The sequence below is a fragment of the Longimonas sp. genome, from assembly GCF_040409695.1.
Taxonomy (GTDB): Bacteria; Bacteroidota; Rhodothermia; order Rhodothermales; family Salinibacteraceae; genus Longimonas.
In genome coordinates this window covers 1-20768 of sequence record NZ_JARWGJ010000214.1, presented here as the reverse complement: position 1 = coordinate 20768, position 20768 = coordinate 1, and the positions used below count along the sequence as shown (strand labels likewise).

The window sequence follows — 20768 nt, the reverse complement described above, 5'->3', positions numbered from 1 at the left end:
CGCCTCAAAGGTGCGTTCCTACTCCGGTTTGCTTGTTCATGTCTTCGGACGGCTTACTGCTGCCGTGCTCATCCTCGCGCTCAACCCCTGATTCGCATGAGTGATAAAGGAGCCCGTTTGACTACGATCGTAGAGGTCGCGTGCTACGCAGTATAGCTCTACACAGTATAGCTACGTAGTATAGGTATAGCCACAAAGCACAGCTGCGAATCGCAGCTACATAGGCAGGCTGCCTACAAAAAGACACGTTGCCGTACAGCCATACAACTGGTGCTATGCAACTGCCACTTTAAGTGCTTTTTTGGCAGCCCCAACCTGCTCACGTGCTTTGATGTTAATGAGCGCAATGTTAGACCCTGACTCTGCAACGACCGCAAGTGCCCCGCGATCGCCAACAAGATAGAGCTGCACGAGGCGCTTCGATGCGGAGATGGACGTTTCATTCAGATCGCCCGCATCCAACGTAGCAGCCATGCGGCGGCTTACACCCATCGTTGTTGCAACCATAGCAGCAATGCGCTCGGCATCTTCGGCGTCGCTTAACGTGTGGGCTACCAGAAATCCGTCAGCAGAAGCGATGAGGCTGCCCTCAATCTGACCTGTCAACGAATCATCCAGCTCACGCAAAATAGATTGTAGTTCCTCAGAAGTATCCATATCAGTAATTTTTTGGAATAAAGAGCCGTCAGCAACAGCGCAAAAGACACATACAGGTCAGCCTGATCATAGGACCGTGACCGTGCCTCCGCCTCACAAGACAAGTTTGTTGCATCAGTTACGATATACACAAAAAGCAAGCCGCGTTTGCGTCTATAAGGAGGAAACAGAGGAAATACATTCGCTTGATTTCGGCATATGTGGGCTTGCTTACGCTTTCCTGTCAGCTGCACTACCTGTACCGTTCTGCATCTTTCACTGTCCTGCGCCTTCGTGGAGCGCCTGGTACGCTGATACACACCTTTGCGCTCTCCTAAAATGCTTTCTATAGAAAAGCCGTTAGCGTAGGTGGATGCGTGTCGCATGGCACTCCGGCACATGCGGTTCATCCCCTCAGCTCATACCCTATGCACGCGCAAACGTGGGTAGAAAAGTTACACGGATGCAAATAAGACGATTCTTAGAAGGATGCCCCTGCTATTTCACGAAAGCCGGCTATGGATGTGTACGCTACGCATCCCCCAGTAACTGTCAGCGCAGAGCACGTTCAGCTCTGGCCTACATGGGGAGCCACTTCTGGATGTGTTGGTAGATTGCCTGCTCGTTGCGCTGCCACCATACGCCGAAAGCGACGATGCTGAGACCAATGAACGTCAGTGCAAACGGAAACCAGATGCTGTCACGGAAGATGTCGCGTGCAAGATAGAAGAGATAGCCAGCAAGACCTAACGCGCCGAGAATGGTAAACACGCGCCGCTGTACAGATACACCTGCGACCATGAATACCACGCTCGCCGCCGCATACCAGAGCAAAGCCCAATCCGTTGCGATGGCTGTGATGGTGAGGCTCCCCCACATCGACAGTGCCCCTACCGTGTACAGCCAGAATGCAAAATCGCGTTCGTATCGCTGGCGGTCTATCCACAGAGCGAGCACGAGCAGCAACGCTCCTGCGCCAATGGCTACGCTCCGATAGAGCGTATCAGACGGCACATCGCCCGATGCGAAGTAAGGCGTCAGATTCATCATGATGTACCATGCCACGACGACGAGCGGCATGGTCAGAAACGGAAGTCGGTAGCGTGCAAGTAGCACGCCTCCCACAATCAGCGTTGCCGACTGCAACATGAGCCCCCGCCCGTCAAACCCGGTAAGCCACGTCCGGTACGTCTCGTCTTCCGGCCACATGCCGAGCTCCAGCTGAATACCGTATACGGCGATCGGCGTTAGCACAACGACAAATGCTGCTAAGAGCCCGGCAGGGGTGTGCAGGCGGCTCTGGTAGAGGCGCTCTGTGGCCCAGAGCCCCCCCACGGCATAGATGAACGCGATGCCTGACAGCGCACCTCCCCCAAACTGCTCCCAGCCCAGCGTCATGAACACCGTCATGGCTCCGATGGCAATGAGCCCGCCTATATAGTACAGCAGGTGGGCGCCTTCTGACTGGGAGTCTCGTTCCGCGGGCCCCGACGGGTCGCTCTCTCCATCTGTCTGATGGTCGTTTGCAAACGCACGCAGCGCGGAAGCCTGCTCGTCTGTGATAATGCCTTCGCGGGCGGCAGCGTTGAGCCAGTCGGTGGAACGGTTCATAACAGAAGTATAAAAGCCCTCAGAATAGAGACAGCCCAGCGGCACCTCAACGGGCCAGCTGGGCTATCAGACAGCGTCAAACAGCAGGTACAGTAACCGGGGGATGCGTAGCGCACCTGCTACGCACCAGGACGTTCAATACGGGCGTAGCGGCGCTTGCCGACCTGCAGTACAAACGGCAGGTCGTTCTGTACGTCGACGGCGTGGCGCCAGTCCTGCACTGTTGCATCGTCGATGGTAACAGCCCCTTGCTTGATAAGGCGGCGGGCTTCGCTGTTCGAGTCGGTAAGTCCTGCATTGGTCATCAGGTTGAGCAGCCCGATTTCACCGTTGGCCGTCTCTGGCACGAAGGTCTCGATATCGTCGGGCGTAGCGCCCTGCACAACAGTCTTCTCAAAGTAAGCACGTGCGGCTTCGGCAGCGTCCTCATCGTGGTACATGCGAACAATGGTGTGTGCCAGCTCGTGCTTCGCATCACGCGGGTTTTCGTCGGCGCGCTCTTTCACGGCAGGCAGCTCATCGAGCGGTGTGTCTGTAATGAGTTCCGTGTAGCGGTAGATGAGTTCGTCGGGCACCGACATCACCTTTCCGTACATCTCTTCGGGCGCTTCGGTGATCCCGATGGCGTTATCGAGCGACTTCGACATTTTCTCGTGGCCGTCGGTGCCTTCGAGCAGCGGCACCATCAGGCATACCTGTGGGTCCTGCCCCTCAGCCTGCTGGATATGCCGCCCAACAAGCAGGTTGAAGCGCTGGTCCGTGCCTCCAAGCTCCACATCCGACCGGATCTCGACCGAGTCCTGGGCCTGTGCCAACGGGTACAGAAACTCATGCACGCTGATCGGCTTGCCCACTTCGTAGCGCGTCTTGAAGTCTTCGCGCTCCAGCATGCGCGCCACCGTGAACTGAGCCGAGAGCTCAATCACTTCGCTAAACGACATCTCGTCGAGCCACTCGGAGTTGTAGCGGATCTCGGTCTGTTCGGGATCGAGGACTTTCGAAGCCTGCTCGAAGTACGATTTGCCGTGCTCGCGCGTCTCTTTGAGCGTGAGCGCCGGGCGTGTTTTGGAACGGCCTGTGGGGTCGCCAATCATGCCAGTAAAGTCGCCAACGATGAGCACCGCCTGGTGCCCCAGATCTTGAAACTGACGCAGCTTGCGCAGCACGACCGTGTGCCCCAGGTGCAGATCGGGGCGGCTCGGGTCGCAGCCCAGCTTTACGCGAAGCGGCGTATCTGTCTTCCGCGAGTGCTCCAGTTTCTTGCGGAGCTCGTCTTCGGGCACGAGGTCGGCTACGCCGCGCATCAGCACGGCCAGTTGGTCATCTACAGGAGGAAAGCTCATACGGAGCCGTTGCTATATGGATGAAAAGGACTCAGGGAATATCGTAGCTGCCGCTATCGATTAAAGGCGTGTTTTACGTCGCGCAGTTTACGCTCCGACTCGCGTTCCTTCACGGTTTGCCGCTTGTCGCGCACATCTTTGCCTTTGGCGAGACCGATCTTGACCTTGACCCAGCCGTCGCGGACGTACACTTCGAGCGGGACGATCGTGTAGCCTTTCTTTGATGCAGCATCGGCCCACTTTTCCAGCTCGCGCTGCTTCAAAAGGAGCTTTCGGGAGCGGCGCGGCTCATGGTTAAAGTGGCTTGCTTGTTTGTACGGCTTGATGTACGCGCCGTGCATGAGCATCTCGCCTTTGCGGTCGAGCGAACAGTACGTGCCATCAAGGCTCACCTTGCCGTCTTTGACAGACTTCACCTCAGAGCCGGTGAGCACAACACCTGCCTCCAGCGTGTCTTCGATAAAGTACTCGTGGCGCGCCTTTTTATTGCGCTCTACCGTTTTTACACCGCTGCTCATAAGAACCAGAAAGAGTTGTTGAAAGACAAGTGAGCGCTTGAACGCTGCGGAGTCGTGGGAAACCCGATATGATCCGGATCGGACGGCGCCTCGATATCCTTCCTGTACTATCCCCGTATCGCTACCTGCTCCGCCGCTGTACCAAGCTACGACACGCCTGTGAGGGGCGACGAGGCATCGGATGCGCCGTTGGCATCTTGCATGTCAGCATCGTCGGCATCTTCAGAGGCTGCCGCGTCAGGATCTTCCGACACAAAGGGCATATCCGGAATTTCGTCCGACACGTTATAGTAGAACAGGTAGGTCCGAAAATCGGTGAGGCTGGCCCGTTCCAGGCGTCCGATGCCCGTGCGCAGGTCTTCGGTGTAAAACTCGCGCAGGTGCTGAGGCGGGGCTGCGCTGGCGATCCAGTCGTCGCGACGCTCAGTCGCCTGCTTGCCGGCAGCCATGAGCGCCTCAACAAGCGACGTGGTGGCCTCGCCGCGCTTGGTCACGAAGAGCCCCCACACCATCGGGTAGTTGGTGAGTTCGTACCACTCGCGCCCCAGATCCATCGTGAACGCCTCGCCCGCGTCGTAGGCGGCCCCCTGCGGCCCCACGAGGAGCCCGGCATCAGCACTGGACTGGTGAAGCGAAGCGGGGTCGTCGGTGTCTACCGGCGTAAACGACGGATCAACGCCGTAATGCTCATGCAAGATGACACGCGCAACGAAGCGCTCGGTCACATGCGTACGCGGATACGCTACGGTCTCAGGAAACGACGACAGTCCGTCTTTCCATACCAGCCGTGCAAACGGATACTGCCACGACGAGAGCCCGATGCCCGGAATAGCATCAAACCCGTCGTGTCCTTGCAGAGCAAGGTAGGTTGGCACCAGAGCCACATCTACCTTGCCCTTCATGGCAAGCGCAGTACACACCTCGGGTGCGTGGCGCTCAATAGCAAACGAGGCATCTTGCTCCTGCAGGCTGGTGGCGAGCACCTGTGCAGGTGGACGATCCCAGATGGCGATGCGGGTAGGCATACGCTGTAGCTGTTGCAAAGAAAGAGCACACGCAAAAAGAGCACATGCACGAGGACGCTGCACCGGGGCTGATCCGGCTTAGCTGATCCGGCTTAGCTGGTGCGGCGTTCGCGGAGGCGGGCCGACTTACCGGTGCGATCGCGCAGGTAGTTGAGGCGGGCACGGCGCACGTGACCCTGGCGTTTCACATCAATCTGTGCGATGCGGGGCGAGTGCATCGGAAAGATACGCTCTACGCCCACGCCCCCAGAGTTTTTACGCACCGTAAAGGTCTGGTTCGAGCCGCTGCCTCGCTTCTGCAGCACGACACCCTCATATTTCTGGATGCGTTCCTTGTCGCCTTCAACCACACGCAGGTGCACAACCACCGTGGCCCCCGGGTCGAACGACGGAACGTCGTCTTTGAGCTGCGTTGCTTCGACGATATCAATCAAATTTGTTGCCATGGTATACTTTGCTTTAAAAGGTTAAACGATACAAAACAGCGGGATGCGCACGCATCCCGTGCTACGGAAGATCGTGTTGTAAATATATGTTGCAACTATGAAGCGGCGCTACTCATCCTCTAACTCATCACCCAACTCGTTATCCAGCAAATCTGGACGCCGTGTACGGGTCTTTTCGATACGCTGGGTATCGCGCCATTCATCGATGCGCGCATGGTTTCCCGAGCGTAACACGTCGGGGACCCTGTGTCCGCGAAAGACCGCCGGGCGGGTATAGGCAGGCGCATCCAACAGCCCATCCTGGAATGAGTCGGTGAGTGCCGACGACGCGTCGCCCAGTACTCCGGGCAAGAGCCGCACGAGCGCATCCACCAGAACCAGGGCAGGCAGCTCCCCCCCACTGAGCACGTAATCGCCGATCGATATTTCGTGGGTTACGTAATGGTCGCGCACGCGCTGGTCGATGCCCTTGTAGTGCCCGGCGACCATGATAACATGATCATGCATCGACATCTGGTTGACGCGCGGCTGCTTTAGGGGTTCGCCATCAGGAGTCAGATAGACCACCGCATCGGCAGGGGCCTCGGACTGGCACGCTTCGATGCATCGCACGAGCGGTTCAGGTTTGAGAACCATGCCGGCACCGCCTCCGAACGGGTAGTCGTCGATCTGGCGGTGCTTGTCGGTCGCGTAGTCGCGCAGGTCGTGCACCTCAATCGTGACATGCCCGGCCTCTTGTGCCCGCCCTACAATGCTGTGCTGCAGCGGCTCGCGGACAAGGTCCGGAATCGCGGCAATGATGTCAATGTGCATAGCAGGCATGGCAGGTGGTCAGGTAACCCGTGCAGGGGCACAGCAGGCGCGTGTGGTGCAGATCATGTGCTACGGAGCAGGCGGTACTTCATCTGCGGCGTCCGCATCCAGCAGCCCTTCAATCGGCTCAATGTAGATGCGTTGTGCATCTGAATCAATGCGAGGCACAAAGTCCTCTACAAAGGGCACCATGGCCTCTGTGCCGTTTTCCCTCTCAATGACGAGCACGTCGGGGCCGGGCAGGGGCATGATGGCTTTAAGCGTGCCGACAGGCGTGCCTTCGTTGAGGCAGACCGCCCATCCAACCAGGTCGTGCACGAAGTGCTCTTCGTCGTCAAGCACAAAGGCCTCTTCGGGCACATAGACCGCAAGTCGACGCAACGCCTCGGCGGCCGTGCGGTCGGCGACGGCCTCCAGCGTGAGTAGCACCGTAGTGCCTTTCTTATGCGGCTGGAATCGCACGTCATCGACTGCGTGGGCCGCAGCTTGCTCCGGAGAGCGTCCTATGTACACCGTGCGGAACGCCGCGAAGCGCTCGGGGGCATCCGTTGTAGGGATGACCTTTACGGTGCCATCGAGGCTATGCGGCTTGCCGATGCGCCCTACCTGCACAAGCGTAGGGGCAGCATCTTCGCTGGCGGTATGGTCACTGGCGCCGGCTGCATTACGCATCTTTTTTCTCGTCGTCGCTCTTGTCAGCGGCGTCTCCGTCAGATGCTTCATCGCCCGATGCTTCATCGCCTGCTTCGGGCGCTTCGTCGGCATCGGTGTCTGCAGCTTCGGCGTCTGCAACTGCTTCGGCGCTTTCGTCGTCAGCTTCTTCAGCGGCGGCTTCTTCAGCGGCCTCTGCCTCGGCTTTGGCCTTGGCTTCGGCTTCTGCCTTTGCCTTCGCTTCTTCTTCAGCCTTGCGACGTTCCTCTTCGGCTTTGCGGCGCTCCTCTTCGAGCTCCGCGGCACGCTGGCGCTCTTCTTCGAGGGCCTGGGCCCGGCGCATTTCGGCGGTCATCTTAACGTCTTCGCCTTTTTCTTCGAGGCGCTGGATATGCGCATCGACAGCTTCAGCGATCTCTTCAGGCGACTTGCCCTTCTTCTTCAGGTGGTGGTGCAGCATGAGGCCTCGCTTACTGATGAGGCTGCGCACCGTATCGCTGGGCTGCGCTCCGTTCTCAAGCCAGTAGAGCACGCGCTCTTCGTCGACCTGAACGGTCGCAGGCTGTTCAAGCGGGTAGTAGCGGCCCAGATCTTCAATATACCGTCCGTCGCGGGCGTTGCGCGAGTCGGTCGCTACGATAGAGAACACAGGAATCTTCTTGCGCCCCATTCGGCGCATGCGGAGTTTGACTGACACAGGTTAGGTTGGTTTTTGGTCGTAAGAGTAACGTATAGTGGAGTAAGGGGATGCGCAGGTGCGTTGCACAGGCACATCGGTAGACGCATTAGCAGACGCGTTGGCGTTGAGCCAGGACGCAGTGTTTCAGGGCGTGATTAACCGGGGCGGTCAGCCGTGGAAGGGATTTTTTCCTCCGCCGCCTCCGAGTCGTCCCATGAGCTTTTTCATGCTTGCTGATCGGCCCTGGCCCGTAAACTTCGACATGGTCTTCATCATCTTCTTCATGTCACGGAACTGTTTGATCAGCTGGTTCACGTCGCGCACCTGCATGCCACTGCCGCGCGCGATGCGCCGGCGCCGCGTACCATTAAGGATCTGCGGGTTGGCTCGTTCCTCAGGCGTCATCGAAAGGATCATAGCCTCGATATGCTTGAACGCATCCTCGTCGAGGTCCAGGTCTTTCATCTGTGAACCCACACCCGGAATCATGCCAATGAGGTCTTTAATCGACCCCATGTTCTGAATCCGCTGCAGCTGGTCATAGAAGTCTTGCAGGTCAAAGTCTTCCGACTTGATCTTCTGCTTCAGCTTCTCGGCCTGCTCTTCATCGTATTGCTCTTGCGCGCGCTCCACAAACGACACCACGTCGCCCATGCCCAGAATGCGCTGGGCCATGCGATCGGGGTAAAACTCGGAGAGCGCGTCGAGCTTCTCGCCGGTGGAGGCAAACTTGATGGGCTTCTCCACCACGGTGCGGATCGATAGCGCAGCGCCGCCCCGGGTGTCGCCGTCGAGCTTTGTAAGCACTACGCCGTCGAAGTCGAGCTGCTCGTTGAACTCTTTGGCGGTATTCACCGCATCTTGCCCGGTCATACTGTCGACCACAAACAAGATCTCGTTGGGTTCAACCGTCGACTTAATGTCGGCAACCTCGCGCATCATCTTCTCGTCGACGTGCATGCGGCCCGCCGTATCGATGATAACGACATCGCGCGCTTTCTGCCTGGCGTGCGCAACGGCCTCGTCGGCTACACGCACAGCATCTTGCACGATCTCGCCGTCTTCTTCGACGGAGTAGACCGGCACGCCGACCTGATCGGCCAGCGTACGCAGCTGGTCGACAGCCGCCGGACGGTATACGTCGGCTGCAGCCAGAAGCGGCGCGTGTCCTTTCGAGCGCAGGTGGCGGGCAAGCTTGGCCACAAATGTGGTCTTGCCCGACCCTTGAAGTCCGGCCACAAGAATAACCGTGGGCGGGTGGTCGGCCATCTCGATGCTTTCATGCTCGCCGCCCAAGACGCGCGTGAGCTCATCGTACACAATCTTGGTGAGCTGCTCGCCGGGGGTCACGGACTGCAACACCTCCTCACCGGTCGCCTTTTCTTTGACGCGGTTCGTGATGTCGCGCGCTACCTTGTAATTGACATCCGCGTTGAGCAATGCACGACGAATCTCGCGCATCGTCTCGGCGATGTTTAGCTCGTTGATACGCCCCTGTCCGGTAACGGACTTCAGGGCGCTATCTAATTTGTCGGAAAGACTCTCAAACATAAGCAGGTCGCAGGCTGAGACACAGGTTGCAGGCCGGTAGAGCCGCCTTGTGTGCGCCGTGGCACGGCACAGCAGTCAGCTGCTCCAGTATTGCAAGCATCGGATAAGAATGCACTATTCGCCTGCTTGTTCACGACTACGCAGTAAATCAATCGTTTCCACCGCATGACGCAGATGGGGGATTACAATCGACCCGCCCACAACAAGCGCTACGTTGAGCGCATCCATGAGCTCGTCGTCCGACCAGCCAGCCTCTACGCACTGCTGCAGGTGGTAATCAATGCAGTCGTTACAGCGAAGCACAGCCGACGCCACCAACCCCAGAAGCTCTTTCGTATCGCCCGGGAGCGCGCCGTCGTCGTAGGCCGCTCCGTCAAGGCGAAAGAATCGTTTGATGCCCAGATGGTCGCCCTCGTCAAGAATGCGCTCGTTCATGCGCTCCCGGTGGGCGTTGAATGCATCAATGCGATCTGAATCGCTGCGGTCCGAAGGGACGGTTTCAGATGCATCCTTCGCAGATATATTCTTTTCAGATACACTCTTTTCAGATGTATCATGGGGCGCTGCGTGGGCATCACCGGCAGGCGAGGCAGTAGAATCAGGCATAAAGCATTTCGGATTTGTGCGTGTTGAAGTATACTCGTAACAAAGTATTTAGCTGCGACGTTTAATGGGGCCCGTGAAATTGCGATCTGAATACAATGCCCTCATCCCCGAAAGACATACTCCGCCAGCAGTTTGATGCCTACCGGCGGGCGCTCTCTACGTCCGAGCACAATAGCCGGAGCCGCCGCATCTGTGCCCGTACGAAGCAACACCCTGCTGTGCAAAACGCCGGTACACTAATGGCGTACTGGCCTCACGTAGAGCGCGGTGAAGTAGACACGCGCCCGCTCATCGGCGCCTGCGTAGCTGCGGGCATGACGGTCGCCCTGCCCGTTGTAACTCGCTTTGAAGCAGGTAACCCCGCCATGGAAGCCCGCCTGTTCTCTGGCACCGACGCGCTCGAAGCCAACCGGTGGGGACTCCACGAGCCGGTGCATGGCGAGCGTATCCTCCCTGCTGACCTCGACGTTATCATTGTGCCCGCGTTTGGTGTAGATCAGCATGGGCACCGTATTGGACATGGGTCGGGGTTCTACGACCGCTTTCTCGGCGACCTTGACTGTACTACCATCGCGCTTTCCTTCGATGCCTGCATGGTCAATGATATACCCACTGCCCTCCACGACGTGCCCGCAACATACGTTATCACCGAAACCACCACCGTGACCCCGCTCTCCAGGTCCCGTGCCTCCTCGTCCGCACGCTAACGTCACTGCTCGCTCACCCTCCCAACGGTCTACCGACAAAAATCCTATGGCTACCCGCGAACGCCCTCGCTCCGGGTCTTCTTCTCGCGATCCTCGCGAGCGCTCGCCCGAAGCTCCCTTTGACCGACTTAGCGACGCCGAGCTCAACGAGATCAGTGAAGATGAACTCGACACGCTGTTCTCCGCTTCTCCCAAATCGGCATCCAACCGGTTTGGCCGGATTGCCATGGCCACGGGCATCGGTATGATGCTGGTGCTCACGCTCTTTCTCGTCGCCGAGTTTACCACGCTCTCGTTCCTCAGCCCACAGATCGGAGCCGGACTCGTTGCGTTTATGGCCGCTATTATTGGATTCGGGGTCTTTAGCGGCCAACGCAAGAAAAACGCCGAACCCGACACATCGCGCTCTTCCGGCAAAGCGCCCTCAGACGAGGAGCTTGATCGCAGACTGCAGGAAAAGATTCGCGAAGCGCGGGCAGCGCTCGACGCCGAGCAAGAGGCGTCAGGAGACAAAGAGCGCGGCCTACGTCGATCCAGCGATAAGAAACTGCTTGGCGTCTGTTCTGGGCTTGGGGAGTACTTCGGGCTTGATGTCACTCTGGTACGCGCGGCCTTTCTGATCGGGCTCTTCGTTTCAAGCGGCAGCCTGTTGTTTGTGTACTTTGGTCTTGCCTACATTATGCCCGGTCCAGACGACACGTAATCCGCTCTGCTTCCTGTGCTTAGTCCTTCCCGACCGCATGCCTGCTACCGTACACCGCTCCGCCCGTGCGCTCCTCATCTGCGTAAGCTGCGTACTGCTTGTCGGCACCGTCTCTGCTGCACCAGTTAATGCCCCACCCGTACCGGCTATAACCCCGGAATACGGGGAGCGTGGAATGGTTGTCGCCGCCCATCCGGCAGCCGCCGAGGCCGGACGGCAGATGCTCGCGCAGGGTGGTAACGCCGTAGACGCCTCGGTAGCTGTCGGGTTTGCACTCGCGGTCGTCTTTCCCCGGGCCGGCAATCTCGGTGGGGGCGGCTTTCTGGTGCTGCGCCAGCCCGACGGCACCGCGCTCACCATCGACCACCGCGAAACCGCGCCCGCCGCCGCTACACCCGATGTCTACCTGGATGCGCAAGGCAACGCGGTGCCTGAACGGAGCCGCCGCGGCCACCTCGCCTCGGGCGTGCCTGGCACCGTGGACGGTCTGCTGCACGCCCTAAAGGAGTACGGCACGCTCTCCCGCGAGGCCGTGCTGGCGCCCGCCATCGACCTGGCCATCAACGGATTCGAGGTGCTCCCGACGCAAGCGCAGGCCCTCAACCGCGCCCGAGATGACTTCAATGCGTTCGACAGCACGCGCCGCTATTTTGGAGATGATTCCGATCATGGCGGACGCTACGAACCGGGGCAGATCCTGCGCCAGCCCGATCTGGCAAATGTGCTCATTCGCATCCGCGAGAACGGACGCAGCGGCTTTTACGAGGGGCCGACTGCCGATCTTATCGTCGCTGAGATGCAGCGCGGCGATGGGCTCATTACGCATGACGATCTGGCCTCGTACACCTCAGTTGAGCGCGAACCGGTCGTATCCACCTACCGTAACCACCGCGTCCTGTCGATGGGACCGCCGTCTTCCGGCGGCGTTGCCCTGGCGCAGCTGCTAAACGCAGCCGAAGACCACGACGTGGCCGAATACGGGCTCAACGCCAGCGCCACCATCCATGCACTGGGCGAGGCCATGCGCCGCGTGTATGCCGACCGCGCCGAGTGGATGGGCGACCCTGACTTTGTGGATATGCCCATTGACGGACTCCTGGATCCGGCGTTTATGCACGCCCGGATGTCAGATGTCGATCCCAACCGCATCACCCCGAGCGATTCGGTGTCGCACGGCATGCCCGCGGGCGCTGAGTCGATGGAGACCACGCACTACTCGGTCGTGGATGCCGACGGACAGGCCGTGAGCGTGACGACGACGATTAACAGCGCGTACGGCTCGAAGGTCGTGGTGGATGGCGCCGGGTTTTTCCTGAACAACGAGATGGATGACTTCAGCCTGAAGCCAGGTGTGCCCAACCAGTTTGGACTGCTCGGATCCGAACGCAATGCGGTGGCCCCGAACAAGCGGATGCTCTCCTCGATGACGCCCACCATCGTGGAAGACCCCGACGGGCGCTTGCAGCTTGTCATCGGCTCGCCGGGCGGGTCCACGATCATCACGACGGTGTTTCAGGTGATCATGAACGTGATTGACCACGAGATGGATATCGAGCAAGCCATCACGGCCCCGCGCTTTCACCACCAGTGGCGCCCGGAGGCGGTCTGGCTGGAGCGCCACGGCTTTCCGCAGGACGTGCAAGAGAACCTGGAAGCCCGCGGCTGGCCGCTCAACGTGCGCAGCCGCTGGGGACGGGCGCACGGCGTGCACATCCAGTATGATGACGATGGCACGGCGACCTATCATGGCAGCGCCGATCCCCGTCTGGACGGGGTGGCGGTGGGGCTGTAGAGGTACTTGATCTGATCTGAGTGTAAGGCGTCATGGAAACGCTATTAACTCTGATCACAGACCTATGCCGCGGCTTCTTCCGCCTCCTCTGGAACGCTCCCGGCCATCGCCGTATGCAGCGCGTCGGGGTCGAGGTGCGTCTGGATGGCGTTGTTGACCTCATTGAGCGTAACGGCGCGGATGCGCTCGGGGAACTCGTCGAGGTAGCTCACCGGAAAGCCGCGTTCGGCATTGGTCAAGAGCGACTGCGCAACGCGCTTGGTCGTGGCCAGGCCCACTTTGTAGGAGCCGGTGATAGTCGTCTTCTTGGCGTCGAGCTCCTCCTCGGTGACCCCGCCCTCCACAAAGTCGCGGACGACCTGGCGCGTAGCGTCGAGCCCGTGCTGAAGTGCCTCGCTGCTTAGCGTCACGCCGATCGTCCAGCTGCCGTCGTACTCGGTGCTAATACCCGAGAGCCCCGACCGGATGCCGTAGGTGAGGCCGAGCTCATCGCGGACCGTCGCCATCAGGCGCGCGGAGAAGTTACCGCCCAGAATGTAGTTCCCCAGGTAGAGGGGCAGGTAATCGTCATCGTCGCGGCGCATGGTGAGCGCGTGCCCCATGCGCACGTCGATGTTGTCGCGATCGGCCATCGGCACGGTCGCTGTGCCCGGCGCGCAGGCGGTGGCCTCAGTGGCATGCGTCGGAGCCGGTGCCGTGCCGCTCCAGGCGCCAAACGCATCGCGGACGGCCGACTCAACGGCGTCGTGAGACAGGTCGCCAGCTACGACCAGCGTGAAGGCGTGCGGCGTAACGTGGTCCTGGTGGTACGCCTGCGCCTGCTCACGGGTAACCTGCTGCAGGCCCTGCAGCTCATCCTCAAACGGGCGACTGTAGTTTGGATGGTCAACCGAGAAAAGCCGCTGCATGAGTGCCCGCGACGCATGCGATGAGGTGTTCTGCATCGAGCGCTGCACATCAGCCAGCGCCTGAGCCTGCACCTTCGGATACTCATCTTCAGGAAACGACGAACGCTGCAGCATGTCAGCTCCCGCGCTAAGCACCGTGGGGAGATCATCTGTGAGCGCCTGCCCCGACACGTCCACGTACAGCCCGTCGCTCGATAGCGAGAGCTGCGCGCCGCACTCTTCCAGCAGCGCAGCCAGCTCAAATCGGTCGTGCGTGGCCGTGCCTTTGTCGAGCATGCCCACCATCAGACGTTGCACCAGATCGTCGTGGGCTCCCAGTTCAGGATGGGTGCGGAACGAGCCGCGCCACGACACAAAGCCGCTAACTGGCATTTCCAGAGTAAGCAAACGACACGGCCCGACCGGGCGGTCATGCACACGATCGGCATACGAAAGCGTTGAGCGGTCCATACAGGTAGAGCAGATAGAGCAAGTCAAAATGAAAAAGTCGGCAGTCTCCCGGCGCGTCGCCGTCGAGCTATCACCGATAGGGCTGTTGCCGTGCTACGCCTCCGGCACGTACCAGCCAATGGTGTTCTGGGTGGTGTGCAGATGCGCCTGGGCCACCTGCTGCACGGCATCGGGCGTCACCGCGCGGATGCGGTCGAGATACTCGGTGTAGAGCGTCCAGTCGCCCACCGCGATGGCCTCGTTGAGCTGCGACGCGATGCGATACGGCCCGTCGCGCCCGTAGGCTTCTTTAGCGACCAGCTGGCGCTGCGCACGTGCCACCTCATCCTCAGTCACGCCTTCTTGTTGGATGCGCTCGATCTCCTCTTCAAGTGCAGCCTCCACATCGTCGTGCGTCGACGACGGCGTAAGAAAGGCAAACAGCGAGAAGAGGCTGGGGTCGCGCATCCGAAAGTTGAACGCGAACACGTCGGTGGTGAGCTCCTTGTCGGTGCACCGGCGGTAGAGGCGGCTGCTTTTGCCCGATGCCAGGATGCGCGCCAGCACGTCGAGCGCGTCGGCTGCTTCCGAGCGTCCGTGCGGCACCTTATAGCTTGACAAGATCGCCCCGAGTTCGCCGTCCTGGTGCACGTTCACGCGGCGCTGCCCGCGCTGCTCGGGCTCGCGGGTGGTTACCTCCGGAATGTCGTGCGGAGCTGCGTCGATGGTGCCAAAGTGCTCGGCCACCGCCTGCAGATCGGCCTCCACATCGACCGACCCGATGAGGCTCAGCGTGGCGTTATTGGGCCAGTAGAACGTGTCGTAGAAGTGGCGCAGGTCCTCAGGCTGCATCGTCTCGATGTCGCTGCGCCAGCCGATGGTGGGGTGGTGGTACGGATGCGCTACGTATGCTGCGCTCCACACCGCATCGAAGAGCCGCCGCGTGGGCTCGTTCTGCCCGCGATCGAACTCGTTCAAGATGACCGTCCGCTCCGACTCCACATCGTCGGGAGCCAGGCGCGCGTTGCGCATCCGGTCGGCCTCAATATCGAGCGCCATACCCACATGCTCGCGCGGCAGCATCTCATAATAATTGGTGCGGTCGGTCCAGGTAGAGGCGTTGACCTCCGCCCCCACGCGCTGCAGCACGTCAAAGATCGAGGTGCCGTGCTCCTTGTGGAAGCGGTCGGTGCCTTTAAACATCAGGTGCTCCAGCATATGCGTGGCGCCGGTGTGTCCGGTCTGCTCGTTACGACTCCCCACGTGGTAGGTGATCATAACGCTCGTAACCGGCGCAGCATCAATCGGATACAGCAGAACTTGCAGTCCGTTAGCCTCCAGCTCATACTGCTGGATGCCGCCGGATTCCTGCACAAACGAGAAGCCGTCTACCGAGACGGGCGATGGCGAAACAGCGGTACTCATACGAAATCGGGTCGTGAGTGGACAAGAACGATTGTGCTGCACGAGTGGGGGAAGCTTGGCGTTCCGGGCGCCGGTGCGGCGTATCCCCAAAAGTACACGACCGTGCGTGGTTCTGGCGGATGCGCAAAAGACCTTCACGGAGCAGAAAAAGAGCAGAGAATCAGTGCGCCTCCAGCCAGTTATCGCCAAGTGCAATGTCAACAGCAACCGGGACGCCATCGAGCGGAAGCGCAGCCTTCATCTCGGTCTCAACGAGCGTAGTCATGGCCTCCTCTTCGCCGGGGGCAATGTCGAAGACGAGCTCATCGTGCACCTGAAGCAGCATATTGCTTTCGAGCTCACCCTGCCGGATGCGCTCATCAACGCGGTTCATGGCGATCTTGATCATATCCGCCTGGGTGCCCTGAATGGGCATGTTTACGGCAATACGCTCAGCAGCACTGCGGCGATTGGAGTTGCTGGCCGTAAGATCCGGGATCGGGCGCCGGCGTCCGCGTAGCGTCTCAGCGTAGCCCTTGTCGCGCGCCTTCTCGACGAGCTGGTTCAGGAGAGAGGCGACCCCTGGATAGGACTTGCGATACTGGTCGATCAGCTCCTGGGCCTCTTCGACGGAAGTGCGAAGGCGCTGCGCCAGCCCCCATGGCGACACGCCATACGGAATGCCGTAGTTGACCTCTTTGGCCTTGCGCCGCTGATCGCGTGTCACGTCGTCGGGATCGATGCCGTAAACGCGGGCCGCAGCGTCGGTGTGAATGTCGCCTCCGTCGCGGAAGGTCTCTTGCATGGCCTCGTCGCCACTCATCGACGCCAGGATGCGCAGCTCGATCTGCGCATAGTCGGCTGCCATGAGCTGCCAGCCCTCGCGCGGCACAAACGCCTTGCGGATTTCGCGTCCGACGGGTGTGCGAATCGGAATGTTCTGCAGGTTCGGATCCGACGACGAGAGGCGCCCCGTGGCCGTTCGCGCCTGGTTGAAGCTCGTATGGATGCGCTGCGTTTCCGGATGCACCAGTTCGCCGAGGCTATCAAGGTAGGTGCTCTTCAGCTTGTAGGTCTTGCGCCAGTCAAGCACGAGTCCGGGCAGGTCGTGCTGCGTAGAGAGCTCTTCGAGCACGCTCTCTTTGGTAGAGGGCCGCCCGGTCGAGGTTTTGGTGATAACCGGTAGGTCGAGCTTTTCAAACAGCACCTCGCCAAGCTGCTGGGTCGAGTTGATGTTGAATTCGGTGCCCGCCAGTTCGTAAATCTGGCTGCTGATCTCATCGAGCTCGTCGGCAAGACGCTCTGAGATAGCATCGAGTACGTCGGTGTCGACGCGGATGCCCGTATGCTCCATCTCGGCGAGTACCCGCACAAGCGGAAACTCCATCTCGGTGGCGATTGGCCACAGGTCAATCTTGCGAAGCGACTCTTCGAGCGGACCGGTAAGCTGTAAGCTGATGTCGGCGTCTTCGCAGGCATAGCGCGCTGCATCCGCAACATCAACATCGCGCATTGTAACCTGCGAGCGGCCCGAACCGATCAGGTTCTCGATCGGCTCCATCTTGTAGTTCAGGAGCGAACGCGCCACATCGTTCAGGCTCTGCCCCTGTTCGGGATGCAGCAGGTAGTGTGCGATCATCGTGTCGAAGAGATCGCCCTGCACATCGACCCCGTGGCGACGCATCACGACCAGGTCGTACTTAAGGTTGTGTCCGATAATCGTGCTATGCTGCTCAAGGACCGGGCGCAGCACGTTGAGCACCTCTTGCGTGGACGTGCCGTCGGGTAGCGGGGTGGGCACGTAGGTGGCTTCGTGCGGCGTCCAGGCGAAGGACATCCCTACCAGCGACGCGATCATCGAATCGGTCGAGGTGGTTTCGGTATCAAACGCATAGCGGTCGTGCTCGGCCAGCGTCTCCGCGAACGCCTCAAGCTCCTGGCGGTGCTGAATAAAGCCGTAGGTAACCGTGTCGGGATCGAGCTCCTTCACCGCTTCGTAGGGGCCAAAGTCGAACGAGAGGGCGTCGCCCCGGTCGTCGGGCGTGTCGCTGCTGGGTGCGGATGCCTCTTTGCCGTCTCCGTTCAGGTCCACGCGGTCGAGAAGCGACTCAAACTCGAACACTTCAAAAAGACGCCGCAGCTCATTCATGTCTGGATTGGCCTGGCGCAGCTGGTGCCAGTCGAGCCCGAAGTCGACGTCGGTCTTGATCTGTACGAGCTTACGACTCATGCGGGCCTGATCGGCGAACTCTTTAAGGTTCTGGCCACGCTTTCCCCCCACCTCGTCGGCGTGTGCAATGACCGCTTCCACGTCGGGATATTCACGCAGGAGCTTCTGCGACGTTTTTTCTCCGATAAGTGGTACGCCCGGTACGTTGTCGGACGAGTCGCCCCAGAGCGCCAGCATGTCGACGAACTGCGACGGGTCGAGCCCCATATCTTCGCGGAAGCTCTCCGCCGTAATGTGCTCGAAGTCTTGATCGCCCCGCGCCGGCTTATACATCGAGATAGCAGGCGACAGGAGCTGCTTGAAATCCTTGTCGGGCGACACGATGACGACGTTCGCACCGTCTTGCTCGGCGTCGCGGGCAAGCGTCCCGATTACATCGTCGGCCTCTACGCCTTCCACCTCGGCAACGGGAATATCCATCGCGCGAACGATAGCCTTAATCCGCGGCAAGTTTTCGAGCAGCTCGTCGGGCGGCGGGTCGCGGTGCGCTTTGTAGTCTTCGTAGATATCTTCGCGGAACGTACCGTCTTGGCTGGGCACATCAAACACGACGGCGATGTGCTCCATTTTATGTTCGCTGATGAGCTTGAGCAGCGAGTTGGTGAAGCCGTATGCGGCTGAAGTGTTTTCACCCTTCGAGTTGATGAGGGGGCGTTTGATGAAGATGTAATGGGCCCGGTAGGCAAGGGCCATTGCATCAATCAGATACAGGGTCGTGTTGTCGTTCATGGAGCGGACGATACGGGGCTTGAGTGGGATTCCGCGAAGCTATGATAGTTGCACAGCGTGTATGCTTGGACATCCGCGCGGTTCAGACGGCAATTGTACCGCGCCGTAACGTAATCGCGGAGGGAAGCATGCCTGTCTTTCTTTTGCAGGGTATCTTTTGCAGGGTGTTCGGCCGGACGTTTATCAGCACATTCTTTTCAGATGCCATCCGGCAATGATTTCCTTTTTTCTTTCTTGTTATGGTATGCTTATTCTGGTGTATCAAGCATTTCTATGCCCCTGCTTTGTTCTACTTCCGTGCGAATCCGCTACAGGGTGGCACATTATTACATCCTCTGCATACCATCTGTACGTTTATAAGAAGATCTGACCCAACTGCGCTTGCCCATTGGCTCTCTATTGCGTACACTTTTGAATGTGCTTATGCAAGATGCGGATTTCGCAGCTTCCACGCTTTTGTTTACCGCGATGGCGTATGTAAATAATGCAGAAATAGCACGGTAGCACGTGCTCCGGTGTGCATTAGCTGTTCTTTTTATTTTGTGTGGTGCCCAGATTGTTTATTATCCCGAAGCAGGGTATCGTTCGAGTTGCTGATGGTGGGCGATGCCGCCTCTGTAATGCTGCTTCTGCTCTGTATCTTCTGCATCCGACCTCATCTGAGACTGGGCCTTGTACGACACCCTGTTTGTGTATCTGGCTTTTGTGTACCGACTGACGCACGACGGACACCTGCCAACTTGTGTGCATGGTATTTTACAGACAGCCCTTTTGAAGATAGTTCTCATGCACGGTTTTTGTGCACCTTACAAACGCCGCCATTATGTACGATGCCCTTTCGGGCGATGCATGCTTAACACTTTGTGATGACGCGCATGTGCATGCACCGGTCTCCGTACGACATAGCCTACACCTTACTTGATAGTTGCTGAAGACTCTCTCTGCACATAATGCTCCCGATCTCTGCTCACGGCACCACGTATCCTGGACGTCGCGAAGTCAACCAGGACGACATTCTACAGCTCTACCCGCATCCAGACGCCTTCTTTCTTGCAGTGGCTGATGGAATGGGAGGGACAGCAGGTGGCCAAATTGCAAGCCAGTCCGTTCTGGAACGTATCCAGACGTATCTGGAGGAGCGGTTTCAGTATCAGACAGCCCCTGAGGATCTGAAAGAAATCCTTTCTGACGTGTACGAAGAAGCGCAGGAGGCCATCCGCTCCGTTATTGATGAGGAGCCCAGCCTCCAAGGCATGGGAACTACCTTAACGTGTGTATTGGGCTTTCAGGACCGTTTCGTTGTTGGAAATATGGGCGACAGCCGGGTCTATTATCTTCATAAGGGCCAAATGCGCCAGGTGACGACAGACCATTCCTACCTTGAGGAGTTTCGCAAGCAGGCCAACACCGACGAGCTTGACCCCAAGTTTGTGCGGCAGTATGGACATATTATCAACAAGACGCTGGACGGTGGCAACGACAGCCCCGACTTTTTCCCAACTGAGTCTCCCTACTTCGAACTTTCAGAGGGCGATGGGTTCTTGCTATGTTCTGATGGGCTTATCGTCGACAAAATGGATAACCAGGAGCAGATGTTTGCCTCTTACATGATAGGTACCGAGAACCTGCAAACTGCCGCCGAGTCGCTGGTTTCGCTTGCCTACCACGCTGGATCTACCGATAATATCTCCGTTGTGATGGCCGAGGCCGGTACGATTTCTCGAAATCTGGGCCGCGTACGCACCTATGCGTTCCCTCCTGCCGAAGAAATGGCATGACCTTAGCACGTAGTACCAGTACCCCGCGCCCACCACAAGAAATATGCTCTACCTTTTTGGCGCACTGCCTAACCTGACCACCATGCACTCACGTTTACCAGCCTACGTACTATGCGAATCAGGGGTTGAGCGCGAGGATGAGCACGGCAGCAGTAAGCCGTCCGAAGACATGAACAAGCAAACCGGAGTAGGAACGCACCTTTGAGGCG

At 59.1% G+C, this 20768-nt stretch carries 18 protein-coding genes; 4 read left to right on the top strand and 14 right to left on the bottom strand.

Annotated elements, in window-relative coordinates; genetic code table 11:
• Nucleotides 1-273: 273 nt before the first annotated feature.
• The 11 genes from PPP56_RS13135 to PPP56_RS13085 all read right to left on the bottom strand — a co-directional run bounded on the left by PPP56_RS13135 (nucleotide 274) and on the right by PPP56_RS13085 (nucleotide 9708).
• A complete protein-coding gene (locus PPP56_RS13135) occupies nucleotides 274-657 on the bottom strand; it encodes a roadblock/LC7 domain-containing protein (protein WP_353564507.1) in 384 nt (127 codons plus the stop codon).
• Nucleotides 658-1215: 558 nt separating this feature from the next.
• Complete coding sequence (locus PPP56_RS13130; RefSeq protein ID WP_353564506.1) at nucleotides 1216-2247, bottom strand: DUF2157 domain-containing protein; 1032 nt, start codon at nucleotides 2245-2247, stop codon at nucleotides 1216-1218.
• 119 nt (nucleotides 2248-2366) lie between these two features.
• Nucleotides 2367-3590 (bottom strand): tyrosine--tRNA ligase, encoded by a 1224-nt coding sequence (gene tyrS, locus PPP56_RS13125; RefSeq protein WP_353564505.1) that lies wholly within the window; start codon nucleotides 3588-3590, stop codon nucleotides 2367-2369.
• Between the two features lie 53 nt (nucleotides 3591-3643).
• Entirely contained in the window at nucleotides 3644-4108 is a 465-nt protein-coding gene (smpB, locus tag PPP56_RS13120) for an SsrA-binding protein SmpB (protein ID WP_353564504.1), read from the bottom strand.
• Nucleotides 4109-4254: 146 nt separating this feature from the next.
• The gene (locus PPP56_RS13115) at nucleotides 4255-5133 is read right to left on the bottom strand and encodes an MqnA/MqnD/SBP family protein (RefSeq protein ID WP_353564503.1); all 879 of its coding nucleotides are present in this window, start codon (nucleotides 5131-5133) and stop codon (nucleotides 4255-4257) included.
• A gap of 92 nt (nucleotides 5134-5225) precedes the next feature.
• Nucleotides 5226-5579: a 50S ribosomal protein L19 gene (gene rplS / locus PPP56_RS13110; RefSeq protein ID WP_353564502.1), complete on the bottom strand. Its 354-nt coding sequence runs from the start codon at nucleotides 5577-5579 to the stop codon at nucleotides 5226-5228.
• A 108-nt stretch (nucleotides 5580-5687) separates the two neighbouring features.
• Complete coding sequence (gene trmD / locus PPP56_RS13105; RefSeq protein ID WP_353564501.1) at nucleotides 5688-6401, bottom strand: tRNA (guanosine(37)-N1)-methyltransferase TrmD; 714 nt, start codon at nucleotides 6399-6401, stop codon at nucleotides 5688-5690.
• Nucleotides 6402-6461: 60 nt separating this feature from the next.
• The gene (gene rimM, locus PPP56_RS13100) at nucleotides 6462-7064 is read right to left on the bottom strand and encodes a ribosome maturation factor RimM (protein WP_353564500.1); all 603 of its coding nucleotides are present in this window, start codon (nucleotides 7062-7064) and stop codon (nucleotides 6462-6464) included.
• Nucleotides 7057-7740: a 30S ribosomal protein S16 gene (rpsP, locus tag PPP56_RS13095; protein ID WP_353564499.1), complete on the bottom strand. Its 684-nt coding sequence runs from the start codon at nucleotides 7738-7740 to the stop codon at nucleotides 7057-7059. Before rpsP ends, rimM begins: the two co-directional genes overlap by 8 nt.
• Nucleotides 7741-7890: 150 nt before the next feature.
• Nucleotides 7891-9273: a signal recognition particle protein gene (gene ffh / locus PPP56_RS13090; protein WP_353564498.1), complete on the bottom strand. Its 1383-nt coding sequence runs from the start codon at nucleotides 9271-9273 to the stop codon at nucleotides 7891-7893.
• Between the two features lie 114 nt (nucleotides 9274-9387).
• Nucleotides 9388-9708, bottom strand: coding sequence for a carboxymuconolactone decarboxylase family protein (locus PPP56_RS13085; protein ID WP_353564508.1), 321 nt, complete (start codon nucleotides 9706-9708; stop codon nucleotides 9388-9390).
• A gap of 266 nt (nucleotides 9709-9974) precedes the next feature.
• Between PPP56_RS13085 and PPP56_RS13080 the strand changes: the two genes are divergently transcribed.
• The 3 genes from PPP56_RS13080 to ggt are packed head-to-tail and all read left to right on the top strand — an operon-like array spanning nucleotide 9975 to nucleotide 13081.
• Nucleotides 9975-10586 (top strand): 5-formyltetrahydrofolate cyclo-ligase, encoded by a 612-nt coding sequence (locus PPP56_RS13080; protein ID WP_353564497.1) that lies wholly within the window; start codon nucleotides 9975-9977, stop codon nucleotides 10584-10586.
• Between the two features lie 46 nt (nucleotides 10587-10632).
• On the top strand, nucleotides 10633-11289 hold the full coding sequence (locus PPP56_RS13075) for a PspC domain-containing protein (protein WP_353564496.1): 657 nt from the start codon (nucleotides 10633-10635) through the stop codon (nucleotides 11287-11289).
• 37 nt (nucleotides 11290-11326) lie between these two features.
• Entirely contained in the window at nucleotides 11327-13081 is a 1755-nt protein-coding gene (ggt, locus tag PPP56_RS13070) for a gamma-glutamyltransferase (protein ID WP_353564495.1), read from the top strand.
• Between the two features lie 62 nt (nucleotides 13082-13143).
• Here ggt and PPP56_RS13065 read toward each other — a convergent pair whose 3' ends face one another.
• The 3 genes from PPP56_RS13065 to polA all read right to left on the bottom strand — a co-directional run bounded on the left by PPP56_RS13065 (nucleotide 13144) and on the right by polA (nucleotide 18781).
• Complete coding sequence (locus tag PPP56_RS13065; protein WP_353564494.1) at nucleotides 13144-14439, bottom strand: M16 family metallopeptidase; 1296 nt, start codon at nucleotides 14437-14439, stop codon at nucleotides 13144-13146.
• Between the two features lie 93 nt (nucleotides 14440-14532).
• On the bottom strand, nucleotides 14533-15843 hold the full coding sequence (locus PPP56_RS13060) for a M16 family metallopeptidase (protein WP_353564493.1): 1311 nt from the start codon (nucleotides 15841-15843) through the stop codon (nucleotides 14533-14535).
• 160 nt (nucleotides 15844-16003) lie between these two features.
• A complete protein-coding gene (gene polA / locus PPP56_RS13055; RefSeq protein WP_353564492.1) occupies nucleotides 16004-18781 on the bottom strand; it encodes a DNA polymerase I in 2778 nt (925 codons plus the stop codon).
• 950 nt (nucleotides 18782-19731) lie between these two features.
• Here polA and PPP56_RS13050 point away from each other — a divergent pair.
• Complete coding sequence (locus PPP56_RS13050; RefSeq protein WP_353564491.1) at nucleotides 19732-20559, top strand: protein phosphatase 2C domain-containing protein; 828 nt, start codon at nucleotides 19732-19734, stop codon at nucleotides 20557-20559.
• The last annotated feature ends 209 nt before the right edge of the window (nucleotides 20560-20768 follow it).